General features: G+C 53.6%; 11 protein-coding genes. 10 read left to right on the forward strand and 1 reads right to left on the reverse strand.

What is annotated here, in order from left to right; all coding sequences use genetic code 11:
- Window positions 1-122 precede the first annotated feature (122 nt).
- Genes R50912_RS08070 through R50912_RS08080 form a run of 3 tightly spaced genes read left to right on the forward strand, consistent with a single transcriptional unit; the run spans window position 123 to window position 3,790 of the window.
- Window positions 123-2,189: a BglG family transcription antiterminator gene (locus R50912_RS08070; RefSeq protein WP_042233825.1), complete on the forward strand. Its 2,067-nt coding sequence runs from the start codon at window positions 123-125 to the stop codon at window positions 2,187-2,189.
- Window positions 2,190-2,210: 21 nt separating this feature from the next.
- On the forward strand, window positions 2,211-2,645 hold the full coding sequence (locus R50912_RS08075; protein WP_042233828.1) for a PTS mannitol transporter subunit IIA: 435 nt from the start codon (window positions 2,211-2,213) through the stop codon (window positions 2,643-2,645).
- Window positions 2,645-3,790, forward strand: coding sequence for a mannitol-1-phosphate 5-dehydrogenase (locus R50912_RS08080; protein WP_042233829.1), 1,146 nt, complete (start codon window positions 2,645-2,647; stop codon window positions 3,788-3,790). The genes R50912_RS08075 and R50912_RS08080 overlap by 1 nt, the downstream gene beginning before the upstream one ends.
- Window positions 3,791-3,947: 157 nt before the next feature.
- Here the strand turns inward: R50912_RS08080 and R50912_RS08085 are convergent, their stop codons facing one another.
- Window positions 3,948-5,021 carry a M42 family metallopeptidase gene (locus tag R50912_RS08085; protein ID WP_042233830.1) on the reverse strand — a complete coding sequence of 358 codons (1,074 nt, stop codon included), beginning with the start codon at window positions 5,019-5,021 and terminating at the stop codon, window positions 3,948-3,950.
- A gap of 332 nt (window positions 5,022-5,353) precedes the next feature.
- On the opposite strand from R50912_RS08085, the gene R50912_RS34840 reads away from it, so the two are divergent.
- The 7 genes from R50912_RS34840 to R50912_RS08115 all read left to right on the forward strand — a co-directional run bounded on the left by R50912_RS34840 (window position 5,354) and on the right by R50912_RS08115 (window position 12,796).
- Window positions 5,354-5,524: a hypothetical protein gene (locus R50912_RS34840; RefSeq protein ID WP_156123007.1), complete on the forward strand. Its 171-nt coding sequence runs from the start codon at window positions 5,354-5,356 to the stop codon at window positions 5,522-5,524.
- A gap of 133 nt (window positions 5,525-5,657) precedes the next feature.
- Window positions 5,658-6,155 carry a stage V sporulation protein AC gene (gene spoVAC, locus R50912_RS08090; protein WP_042233835.1) on the forward strand — a complete coding sequence of 166 codons (498 nt, stop codon included), beginning with the start codon at window positions 5,658-5,660 and terminating at the stop codon, window positions 6,153-6,155.
- A 3-nt stretch (window positions 6,156-6,158) separates the two neighbouring features.
- Window positions 6,159-7,193: a stage V sporulation protein AD gene (spoVAD, locus tag R50912_RS08095; protein ID WP_042233837.1), complete on the forward strand. Its 1,035-nt coding sequence runs from the start codon at window positions 6,159-6,161 to the stop codon at window positions 7,191-7,193.
- The gene (gene spoVAE / locus R50912_RS08100; protein ID WP_042233840.1) at window positions 7,190-7,540 is read left to right on the forward strand and encodes a stage V sporulation protein AE; all 351 of its coding nucleotides are present in this window, start codon (window positions 7,190-7,192) and stop codon (window positions 7,538-7,540) included. The genes spoVAD and spoVAE overlap by 4 nt, the downstream gene beginning before the upstream one ends.
- An 816-nt stretch (window positions 7,541-8,356) precedes the next feature.
- On the forward strand, window positions 8,357-9,313 hold the full coding sequence (locus R50912_RS08105; protein WP_042233842.1) for an AAA family ATPase: 957 nt from the start codon (window positions 8,357-8,359) through the stop codon (window positions 9,311-9,313).
- Window position 9,314: 1 nt separating this feature from the next.
- Window positions 9,315-10,565 (forward strand): DUF58 domain-containing protein, encoded by a 1,251-nt coding sequence (locus tag R50912_RS08110; RefSeq protein WP_042233844.1) that lies wholly within the window; start codon window positions 9,315-9,317, stop codon window positions 10,563-10,565.
- Complete coding sequence (locus R50912_RS08115; RefSeq protein ID WP_042233846.1) at window positions 10,562-12,796, forward strand: transglutaminase-like domain-containing protein; 2,235 nt, start codon at window positions 10,562-10,564, stop codon at window positions 12,794-12,796. The genes R50912_RS08110 and R50912_RS08115 overlap by 4 nt, the downstream gene beginning before the upstream one ends.
- Window positions 12,797-12,856: the final 60 nt, after the last annotated feature.

Raw genomic sequence — 12,856 nt, forward strand, 5'->3', positions numbered from 1 at the left:
AATATAAGAAAGTATATGTTCCACTATACTTTACCTTATATTTCTTGCTGAAACGGATGCCGTCCCTTATAGGACGGCATAGCCGTTTCTACTTGGTGTAGGGCGGAGGGTGTTCGCGGAATATGAGGAAAATTACCGCCAGGCAGCGCCAGATTATATGGCTTTTGCTCGGAGTCAGCGGAGAAATTACGGCCGCTGAAATCGCCGAGGCTACCGCTGTGAGTGTAAGAACCGTTCACCGGGAGATGGAGGACATAGAGTCTGCGCTGAAGAATTTTGGTCTGAATCTGATCAAAAAATCGGGAAAAGGCATACAATTGAGCGGCCCGGAGGCCGGTCTTGCGGAGCTGCGCCTGTTTTTGCGGGAAGAGAAGCCGGCGGAGTATTCTGGAGAAGACCGCAAGGTGTATGAGCTCTGCGCCCTGCTGGAGGCGGAAGAGCCGGTGAAGCTGTTCACGCTCGCGCATTCACTCAAGGTGACAGTCGCCTCTGTAAGCTACGATCTGGACGAACTGGAGCAATGGGTCCGTAAATTCGGCCTGGAGCTGGTCCGCAGAAGAGGCTACGGCGTTGAAATCACCGGCAGTGAGATCGATAAGCGCCGGGCGATTGGCCGGCTGGCCGCTGAGCATCTGGATCTGTCCGATCTGGTAGGTCATGGCTCCCAGGCTGAGAGCAACCCGGCCTTCCGTGTTCTGCTGTCTACGGTAGGGAAATCCAATCTTATGGAGGTAGAGAATACCCTGTGGGATATGGAATGGAAATGGACCGCTGAGCTTCCGGAAATTGTCTACATGGAAATGCTGCTGGGTCTAGCCGTAACGACCAGGCGGATCGAAATCGGCCGGAGCATTGACAGCGGTGAAGAGGCGGGTTATTCCAGAATGTCTGATCACCGCAACATTGCCGGGGCTGAGAGCTTTGTCCAGCAGCTCGGAGCGGCGCTTGGGATGGAAATTCCCCGGGTAGAGGTCTTGTATATCGCCGGATTATTCGACCGGGTACAGGATTCATTCTCTTCTGCCGGTTTTGCCTACGGCGATATTGAGTTAATGGAGATCGTCTACAAGCTGACGGAGAGTGTGGTCAAACGGACAGGGCTTCCTTTCCAGAGTGACCGTTCCCTGCGCGAAGGATTGCTGGAGCATATCGATCCCGCCCTGAAGCGGATTCGTGAAGGTACACGCATCCGCAATCCGCTGCTCGGACCGATCCGCCGGGATTATGAGTATCTGTTCAACATCGTCCGTGCCTCCGTAGAGGATATGCAGCTTGAGCTTGAAATTCCGGATGAAGAAATCGGGTTTCTGGTTATGCATTTCGGGGCTTCCGTCGAGCGGCTTAATCAGCTAAGGCGTAATGTCAGAGCCATTCTGGTCTGTGCCAGCGGACTCAGCTCCTCCCGTCTGCTGGCTACCCGGCTGACCAAAGAAATGCCGCAGATTGAGATTCTCGGCAATATTTCCTGGTATGAAGCCGCACGCCTGCCGGATGTGGACTACGACCTGATTATTTCTACCATTGATCTGCCAATTGATAAGGAACGTTATATCAAAATCAGCCCCCTGCTCACAGGGGAAGAGATAGAGAAACTGCTGAATTATATCCAGAATACAACGCTGCGTGAGCGGGAAACAGGCCCATTAGGTGAGCAGGACCGGGCTATGCGGGATGAGGCTTCACTTGAGCGGCTGAGGAGCTACAAGGGGATTCTTGATGAAATGGTCAGCCTGCTGGAGCGGTTCCGGTTCCATCCCATTGACAATAAGGATATGGATTTGTCTGCAACACTGGTGGAAATGCTGGCACTGCTGAATGGAAGCGGCGTAATTGGGGATGCGGACATTGTGCTGGAGCGCCTGCTGGAGCGGGAGCGGATGACCAGTCAGGTGATACCGGACACGGGGCTGGCGCTTTTTCATACCCGCAGCAGCCATATTCATCTGTCATCGCTTACGTTGTACCGGCTGCGCCAGCCTGTCATTCTGGAGGGAGACACTGAGGTTAGAGTGATTCTGCTTATGCTGGCTCCGCGCAGACTGTCCAAGGAGAGTCTGGAGGTGCTCAGCGAGATCAGCGCTTTGCTGCTTAATTCCGAACTGGTACAATTGCTGGAGGAGCGTACGGAGCCTGAGATCCGGGGATATCTGTCCTCAGAGCTGCTTCATTTTTTCCAAACTAAAATTTAATTTGAAAGTGAGAGAAACCATATGAGTATACTGTCAGAGAATAAAATAATTATGCACGGTGCCGCTAAAGATAAATACGAAGCGATCACTATGGCGGGTAAGCTGCTTGTCGATGCAGGACATGTAACGGAAGAATATATCCCTAAGATGCTGGAGCGCGAGGAAGTGGTGTCCACCTATATGGGCGGAGGGCTGGCGATCCCTCACGGGACCAAGGAAGCACGGCCATTCATCAAATCCACAGGACTGTCTGTAATCCGTTTTCCGGACGGTGTGGATTTCGGAGGGGATGAGCCGGCATTCGTAGTGATCGGTATTGCCGCCGCAGGCGACGGGCATATGGAGGTCCTGACCAACGTGGCGATGATTTTCACAGAAGATGATGCCATTGAGCGCGTAATGAATGCTCCAACGGCTGCTGATGTGATCGCGATCTTCGAAGGAGGCATGGAATAATGAAGGCTGTCCATTTCGGCGCGGGCAACATCGGCAGAGGTTTCATCGGACTGCTGCTGTCGCAGGCAGGGTATGAAGTAACTTTCGTGGACGTGAATGAGGCTTTCGTATCCCAGCTTCAGGAGCGCGGTGAGTATCCCGTAACGCTGGCCAGCGATGGTCAGGAGACGGTAATCGTCAACAATGTAACTGCACTCAGCAGCGTAACTCATGGTGAAGAAGTTGCCGCAGCCATTGCTGCAGCCGATCTGGTTACCACCGCTGTCGGCGTGTCGATTCTGAAGCATATTGCGGGTGTTCTGGCTGATGGCATCAGCAGACGGGTAGCAGTCTCTTCCGCACCGCTGCATGTGATTGCCTGCGAGAACGCGATTGGCGGCAGTGCCCAGCTCAAAGAGCTGGTGTATGCCAAGCTGGATGAAGCAGCCCGCGCCAAAGCGGATGCTTCTGTTGCCTTCCCGAACGCAGCTGTGGACCGGATTGTTCCGCTGCAGCAGCATGAGGATATTCTGAAGGTGGTCGTAGAGCCATTCTATGAGTGGGTCGTAGATTCCTCCCAGATGATCCCGGGTTATACACCTATTGAAGGTGTGCACTACGTGGATAACCTTGAGCCTTATATCGAGCGTAAATTGTTCACCGTGAATACCGGACACTGCTCCGCAGCGTATCTTGGCTTCCTGCGCGGGTACGAAACCATCCAGCAGGCTATGGCGGATGAAGCTCTGACTGCACAGGTCCGTGAAGTGCTGGAAGAAACCGGCGCGGTGCTGATCCAGAAGCACGGCTTCGATCAGGCAGAACACAGCAAGTATATCGACAAAATCCTTGAGCGCTTCCGCAACCCGGCGCTGACCGATGAAGTATCCCGTGTCGGCCGTTCGCCGCTGCGCAAGCTGTCGCCGAATGACCGTCTGGTCTCACCTGCGCTGCAGGCGTACGACAGGGGGCTCAGCTATGCTGCCCTGACCCGCTCAATGGCCGGCGCACTGCTGTTCAATGTAAGCGATGACCCGGAAGCAGTGGAGCTGCAAGCCGCTATTACTGAGCTTGGCGCAGAAGCTGCTCTGGCGAAGTATACGGGCATTGCTGCTGATCATCCGGTTCATAAATCTGCGATGGAGCAATATGCGAAGTTGAAATAAATCTATAGAACTACAGCCGCGGGGGCAACCTATCCCTGCGGCTTTTTGCGCTTCCGGTGCGTATGATGTCGGCATAACAAATACGGCGCCCCCTTTGTAAGAGAGGCACCGTAATAATAAGATTGGCATAACCATACCCGCCGAATTAAAGCTCTGCTTAGCTGTTCTCCAGAATCGTCTGCAGTGTAGTGCGGTCCAGGCCTTCAACCAGCTTGACCAGCAGCTCCTTGGCCGCTGCATAATCGTCGCTATGAATAATGGAAGTAGCCGTATGGATATAACGTGAACAGATCCCGATCACCGCCGAAGGAATGCCGATCCCGCTGACATGCACCTGACCGGCGTCCGTTCCCCCCTGGGAGACGAAATACTGGTATTTGATCCGGTGCGTATCCGCCGTATCCTGAACGTATTCAATCAGTCCGCGGTGGGTAATCATCGTAGGATCAAAAATGCGCAGCAGGGCACCTTGTCCCAACTGGCCGAAGGCCTGGCGGTCACCGGTCATGTCGGCAGCAGCACTGGCATCCAGGCCGAAGAAAATATCCGGCTGAAGCAGATTGGCCGCGGTCCGCGCACCGCGCAGTCCGACTTCTTCCTGGACGGTAGCGCCGGAATAGACAGTATTCGGCAATTTTTTGCCGTGCAATTCCTTCATTAATTCAATTGCCAGACCTACGCCATAGCGGTTGTCCCAGGCTTTGGCCATAATCTTCTTCGGATTGGCCAGCGGGGTGAACGGACAGACCGGCACAATCTGCTGCCCCGGGGCAACGCCGAAGCTCTGTGCTTCCTCGCGGCTGTCCGCGCCGATATCTATGTACATTTTACCGATATCGCCCGTCTTGCCCCGCTCTTCCGCGCTCAGCAGGTGGATCGGTGTACTGCCGACAACGCCATTCAGTGTCCCCTTTGGTGTGATAATCTGCAGCCGCTGCGAAGCCACTGCCGAAGCAAGCCATCCGCCCAGCGGCGTGAAACGGATCATTCCGTTGTCCGTGATGCCGGTAACCATGAAGCCCACTTCATCCAAATGTCCGGCGACCATGATCTTGGGGCCGTTCGCCTCACCGCGCAGCACGCCGAACAGGCTGCCCAGGCGGTCCTGCACGAATTCATCGGTATAAGGCGCCATCGCCTCCTTGACATAAGCGCGCAATTCACGCTCGAAGCCGGGGGCTGAAGGGAATTCGGTCAATGTTTTGAACAAGTCGAGTGTTTCTGGATTCATACATATATCGCTCCTTTTATACACTTATAGGATGAACTTAAGTTATTGATAAAAGATAAGAGTTTTATGCTCCGCACATAAATTATCCTTATCTTTCTCGCTGAAACGGTACCGTCCTAAAAAGGACGGCAAGTCCGTTTCCACTTGTCAGGATCAGGTGTTATTGCGGTTCCTTCTCGCTTTTGGTGATTGTCCTTTGTTCATCTTACCCAGTATGAACATTGTTACGCCGATTGTCCATGGCAGGAAGGCACATGAACACAGTGACCTGGTAGACGAATACTATGTTGTAAGGGCTCTGCAGGCAGGAGCCGGGAAAGGATGCGAGGAGAATGTGGCTATCAGGTAGCGTAGCCGCAGCAGGCAATCGGGGAGTGCGCAGGAAGGTGCAGGCCCGAGGGCTCCACAAGCGGTACCCCCGCCGGTACCGGCGGGACAATGAAACCGTGCTGATACTGGTGCTGTTTTTGCTGCTGATTGTTGTGCTGTTTTATTTTTCCTGAGCTTAAGGGGACATAACGGGGCCGCCTATAGTGAACAATAAGGAAAAACCTTTATTGAAGCACAAACCGGAGGGACGGGAAACGCGTATCCCGCTGCCCGCTCCCTTTCGTATCCTAACTGGAGGTGTCTGCATTGCCGGCAAAGACAAAGAAATCAGGCGTCAAGCTGCGGCTTGATACGCTGACCCCGCAGGATTATCAGGAGCTAAGCAAGCCATATGTGCCATCCCGTCCTGTGTTTAAGAATTGTGTGCGCGCCTTTATTTCAGGCGGCCTGATCTGTGTGCTGGGACAAGGCATTCAGGAAGCGTTCATGGCTATATTCGATATGACTTCGCGGGAAGCAGCAAGCCCGACAGTGGCTATTCTGATCCTGCTCTCCGTCATTCTGACCAGCTTCGGTGTATATGACAAGCTTGCCCAGTGGTGCGGGGCAGGTTCGGCCGTGCCTGTCACAGGGTTCGCCAACAGCATGTGCTCGGCGGCACTGGAACACCGGGCAGAGGGCCTAGTGCTCGGGGTTGGCGGTAATATGTTCAAGCTGGCCGGATCTGTTATTGTATTCGGCGTGGTTGCCGCTTTTATCGTAGGTGTCGTTTATGCCGTTATGGGCTGGGGAGGTGCGCATTAAACGATGAAGCAGCTCGGCAGTCAAACTTGGGAATTCACGAACCGTCCGGTCATTCTCGGCTCCTCCGCAGTGGTAGGCCCGGAAGAGGGAGAGGGCCCGCTTGCTTCAAGCTTTGATTTTATCTACGATTCGCTGGAAATGGGCGAGAAGACATGGGAGAAGGCAGAGCGTGCATTGTTTGAAAAAGCTTCCAAGCTCGCGCTTATGAACGCAAATCTGGAGCAGGAGAAGCTGGAGTTTTTTGTCGGCGGTGATCTGATGAACCAGATCATCAGCAGCTCCTTCGCCGCGCGGAAGCTCGGCGTGCCTTATCTTGGCGTCTTCGGCGCCTGCTCGACTTCCATGGAGAGTCTGGCTATCGCCTCCATGATCGTTGACTCCGGCGGCGGCAAGTACGCACTGGCAGGCACATCAAGCCATAACTGTACGGTGGAGAAACAATTCCGCTATCCTACAGAATATGGCTCCCAGAAGCCGCCAACGGCCCAATACACAGTTACGGGCTCAGGCTGTGCAGTGGTCGGCGTGAATGACGGTACCGTTAAAGGTCCTTATGTCGTATCAGCAACTCTTGGGCGTATTATGGATCTTGGACTGAAGGATCCGTTCAATATGGGAACCGCAATGGCACCAGCTGCCGCTGATACGATTACCGCGCATTTCCGGGACACCGGGCTGTCACCGGGGCATTATGATCTGATTGTAACGGGAGACCTGGCATCTGTAGGTCTGCCGATTGCCAAGGAGCTTTTGGCCAAAGAGGGGATTCCCATGGAGCAGACAGTCTTCAATGATTGCGGGCTTATGATCTATGACCTGGACAAGCAGAAATATGTTATTGCGGGGGGAAGCGGCTGCGGCTGTTCGGCGGTAGTGACCTATGGACATATTCTGAGCCGTCTGAAAAAAGGTGAACTGAAACGGGTGCTTATTGTGGCAACCGGAGCGCTGCTCTCACCGCTGTCTTATCAGCAAGGGGAGAGTATTCCGTGCGTAGCCCATGCGGTAGCCCTGGAGAGCGGAGGTGAAGAAGTATGATTTATTTATGGGCTTTTCTGATCGGAGGAGCCATTTGTGTCCTTGGGCAGCTGATGTTCGATGTGCTAGCGATGACTCCCGCCCACACTATGAGTACGCTGGTCGTACTTGGTGCGATTGCCGATGCCTTCGGGATCTATGACCCGCTGGTGAAATTCGCCGGAGCCGGAGCAAGCGTTCCGATTACCAGCTTCGGTAATTCCCTGGTGCACGGCGCATTGACGGAGCTGGAGAGGGATGGCTGGGTCGGGGTGGTGACAGGGATCTTCGATGTTACAAGTGCAGGGATTTCCTCCGCGATTGTTTTCTCATTCCTGGCAGCGCTTGTTGTCCGGCCGAAGGGCTAGGGTGAAGAGAAGGCTATAGAATAAATAAGTGGAGTAACGTATGTAGAAGGATTAAGTGGGAAAAGAAAAACTAAGTGAAATAAAGCTAAATTAGGAGGGCCGCCTTTGGCGGTCTTTTGACTTTGGGATTACACTGTAACCCAAAGCAATGCCATTGATTTTAAAGGTAGCTATTAATTTGCTATAGGCGATTGCGGTGGGCGGAAATAAGGGGAGGGAGGGAGTGGCTGTGAATTTCCGGAAAGTAGAAGCCTTTGAAAGGTGCTTGGGGTAGGCTAAGTGAGGAAATGTGAGGTATTAGTAATCTCGGCCTGCCGGTTAGCAGAGCATTATGAGGAGAACTCAAGAAATCTTGCACAAATTACAACAATACCGGATTTCCCCCCTCAGGACGCGAGAAATCCTGCAAAAAGTACAACATTATCTAATCAGCCTCCCGAACACCCCAACGCTATCGAATCTATCGAACGTACCAGCTCCTGAACGCCCAGCCCGAACATACCAGAAGCCCAAACACCCCAGCCCCGCTGGTAATTCCGCTATAGAGTCAGCGTTTCTTCGAACTCGGTAATAGCGGACAACCACAACTTAATGAAAGGTATCTGTGATGCTCACTTTTTCCAGTGGCTTCCCTGAAGGCGCTCCTCCGGGCTATGACGGAAGATGCTGTGTTTTGCTGCGGCCGGTAAGTGTTTCTTTTGGACAAATCTCGTAAGCCGCTCTATAATTTCACGGCCCCTAACATGTACTTTCACTACTCGAATCATGTAAAATGTATATATTACTGCTTATTCTGACATAGGAGGTTTACCATATATGCCCGTACGTCAAGAATCTACGCAAATTATGAACGCTGTCCGCACTAATCTAGAATCCTGTATACTCGGTAAAAGCTTCGAAATTGAACTGCTGCTCACGGCACTCCTTGCTGGCGGACATGTCCTGATTGAGGATGTTCCGGGGACTGGCAAAACGCAGCTGATCCGGGCGCTATCCCGTTCCATGTCTGGTGAATACCGCCGGATTCAGTGCAATCCCGATATTCTTCCGAGTGATATTACGGGTGTATCTGTCTATCATCCGCGCGATGAAATGTTTCACTTCCGCCCGGGGCCGGTCATGACCAATATTCTGCTTGCCGATGAGATTAACCGGGCGACCACCAAGACCCAGTCCGCACTGCTTGAGGTCATGGAGGAGCGCAATGTGACGGTCGACGGGGAGACCTATCCTCTGCCGCATCCGTTCATGCTCTGCGCAACGCAGAATCCGATAGACTTTGAAGGCACCTATACCCTTCCTGAGGCCCAGCTGGACCGCTTCATGCTGCGGATCAGCCTGGGTTATCCCGATGCCGCGACCGAGAAGAATCTGCTGATTACTCACCAGCAGGGCCAACCGGTAGACAAGCTGACTCCGGTCACCGGGATGGATACCATTGCCGCCATCCAGGAGGAGATCCGCGATATTTATATCAGCGATCCGGTCCTGAACTATTTGCTCGATGTAGTCCGGCAGACGCGGGTACACCCGCTTATCCTTCTGGGGGCCAGCCCCCGGGCATCGCTTTCGTTCATGATGGCATGCAAAGCTTATGCTTTCCTGCAGGGCCGCGATTATGTTCTGCCTGATGATGTGAAGACCCTTACTCCGTTTGCCCTGGGACACCGCATTCTGCTGCGACCGGAATCACGCCTTGATAATGTAAGCGTGGATTCCCTGCTGCAGAAGCTGCTGCAGAGCATTCATGTGCCTGTAACGATGAGGCAATAAGATGAGGAGCATCTTAGCGGGAGCGGCCGCCGTTATTCAGCCAAGGAAATTCATGGGCGTGCTTGCGATTTGGGTCATCACTCTGCTCTACGTGCTGTTTCAGGGCGGCAAAACCTCGTTCATGCTGTTCATTATGGTATCGGTCCTGATCCTGTATCTAATCATTGGGGGACTGGGCGGCGTCCGGAGGGCCAAGGGTACCCGCAGCTTCTACTCCGAACAGGATAAGCCTGATCTGCTCTATGCCGGAGGTTATCTGCGGGTGAAGCTGGAGGTCACGATTCCGGGATTTCTGCCCTTACCCTACGTGGTGGTGCGGGAAATCCTGAAGCGTCATAATGGAGAGTCATGGGTGTTTGAGGAGAGCCTCATTCCTAACATGGGAGGTCGGGGGGAGCTGTTGTTCCAGACGCCGCAGCTGGAGCGGGGCTGCTATGCTTTTGAGAACACGGATATTCTCAGCGAAGACATCTTCGGCCTGATGGAGCACAAAGGCACATTTAAGGCGGAAGGACAATTCAGGGTGATGCCCCGGGTGGTCATGGTGCCGCGATGGCAGCTGTATGAACGCAAAGCACGCCTGTCAGGGCCGCAGGTCTCACTGCTTCAGTCGCGGCGCGAGACGACGCAGATCAACGGAGTCCGTGATTATGTCTACGGAGACCGGCTGACACGGATTCACTGGAATGCAACGGCGAAGACCGGGGATTGGAAGTCCAAGGAATTCGAGCATGAATCTGTGCCCAGGACGATTCTGGTGCTGGACGGCAGCTCAAGCGGTTACTACAACTCCGCTCAGTTTGAGCTGGCGGTATCCATCACGGCTTCACTGCTCGGCTTTGGCATCCGGGAGAGAATCGGCATCGGCCTGTGCTGCCTCGATAGACATACGAAGGTGTTCAGTCCGGCGGAAGGCAATGCAGAGCGGCAGAAGATGATTCAATATTTGATCGATATCAATGCGGAAGGCCGTGGTCCGCTGATTACCAGACTGGAGAGTGCCCAGCGGATGTTCCCCAAGGGGGCGTACTTCGTCCTGATCAGCCCGCAGAGCGGCAGGGTGGTACTGGATACCTTGCGCTGGGCTGACAGCAGGGGGATGACCCCGTCCCACATTCATGTTCTTCATCCTTCAGGGAAATACCGGGCCGGAGAGTGGCTGAATATTCTTCAGTCGCATGGGGTTACCGGTCATAATATCAGCACACTTCATGAGCTCCCTGCGGTACTTGGAGGTGATCCTGTACGATGAAGCATTGGAAGAACGCAGTCAAATCCTCATGGCATCACGCATTGACACTGCTATGGCTCGTGATCATCGCTTTGCAGTGGGTCTCCTACACTGTGCCTTTCTGGCTGGAGGAGACAACAGCCGTTGTATTGCTGACTCTTGTAACAGTAGCCTTAATTGAAATTATTATACCTGTTAAATGGATTTACCGCCTCATGCTTGAAGGTGTGGCGATAGGGTACCTCGTGTATCGTATTCTTCTGCATTACGGGGAATATGTTCCGAATCCCTGGCTGCCTACATTTCGAGAACGGCTGCCGGATATCATCACACATATGAATCCGTATATCTGGTTTGCGCTGGGTGCTTGGGTGCTGATGCTGCTGTCATCCTGGTGGGTGAATGGCAAGGTGCGGATTCTAATGTTCATCGGGATGAATATTACGGCGTTCGCCGTGCTGGACTCTTTTACAACATCTGTATTATGGCAGGAAGTAGCCTGGACCGTGTTTGCCGGAATGGGCTGGCTGGTCACCAGGCATCTAAGAAGCTTCCAATTGTATTATCCGCGGGGCTGGGCCTATCTGCTCAAATATCCTTTCAAAGTCGCCCTTAATATAGCGATTATCTTCTCACTTGTCATTATTGCCGGAGTGAATATGCCGGATGTACGTCCTACGTTAACCGACCCCTATACGGTCTGGCAGGAGTGGAGCGGAAATACACCTTCTTCAGGCACCTCTTCAGGCGGCGGTGAAAGCTCAACCGGTGAAGGGACAAATGGCGCAACCACCTCCGGCTACAGTCTGAATGATGATAATCTTGGCGGAGGCTTTAACTTTGATTATTCTCCCGTAATGACCGTCACCTCCGATTTGCGGACCTATATGCGCGGAGAGATCCGGAGTACGTATTCCGGAAAAGGCTGGAGTGACGATGATACATTCAGCCGGGGAACCTTCAGGACAGTCCAGGTAGGAGAAATGCTGGAGCCTGTTGCGGCCCCTAAGACAGAGACCCGGACACTGACGCAGACGGTTCAGCTGCTGGGCGGCAACAACTATCCTGTGCTCTTCGGCGGCTACTCGATTGTAAAAGTGAATGCTGTGGATGGCGTGGCGGAGAGCAACGGGCTGTCATGGCGGGGGGGAGACAGCGAGCTGCTGTGGAATGCAGCGGGCAGTGCACGCTCTTACCCCCAGACCTATGTGGTGACCTCGGAGGTACCAGTGGTACCGTTTCAGGAGCTGAGTACACAGACTTATGAACAGCTGTACGGAAATCTTGTTCTTGACCCGTATCTCCAGCTGCCGGGTAACTTCCCAGAGCGGGTCCGTACGCTCGCGGAGGAGATTACTGCCGGAGCACAGACGCCGTACGAGAAGGTCATGCTGCTGCAGCAATATCTCCAGCAAACCTTCCCCTACACGAATCAGCCGGATGTCTCACGCGCAAGAAGCAAAGATATGGTCGAGAGCTTCCTGTTTGAGATTATGGAAGGCTACTGCGATTATTATTCCACTGCACTCGTCACAATGGCGCGTTCCCTGGATATCCCGGCCCGTTGGGTCAAGGGTTATGCGCCCGGCGAACAGGCAGAAATCCCGGATAATCTGGCACTTCAGCAAGGCGGTCTGGTGAATAATAACTATACGATCACAAACGCAGATGCCCACTCCTGGGCAGAGATTTATTTCGGTGACTACGGTTGGGTTCCGGTGGAAGCTACGCCCGGCTTCAATGTTCCGGTGCTGGCCCAGACTGAGGAAGGCAACGTAGCAGAACCGGAAGTGCAGGAGGAAGAGCAAGTGGAGCCTGAACAGGAAGCAGCAAATACGGCCGCCGGCAGTGAAGGCTTCCATCCCGGTGTCTGGGTAGTAACAGGAGCGGCGGTTGTTCTTCTGCTCTGGGGCGGCTTCCTGCTCTGGCAGCGGCGCATGAGTCTGCGGTTCCTGATCACGCGTCTGCGCATCGGCCGTCAACTGACTCCGGTACAAAAAGTTGTGGCAGAAACGCAGCGCTGGGTAAGGTATGTCCGAAGTAAGGGTATGCTGAAGAAAGAGCATGAAACCTTGCGAGAATCTGTGGAACGCTGGAGCCTTGAGCGGCCGGCGGCGGCGGGAAATCTGTCCACACTCCTTGGCATGTTCGAGCGGGCGAATTACAGCCCTGAGGTTATTGAAGACAAAGACTGGCACAGCGTGTATACTGAAGCTTTGCGGCTGCGAAAAAGCATCAAATCCGGCAAGTAATGCTCCATTATCATAAAGTACCGCTAACAGGTGGATTTTGACAGTTGGATATAGCGCTGG

Source organism: Paenibacillus sp. FSL R5-0912, assembly GCF_000758605.1.
Classification (GTDB): Bacteria; Bacillota; Bacilli; order Paenibacillales; family Paenibacillaceae; genus Paenibacillus_AQ.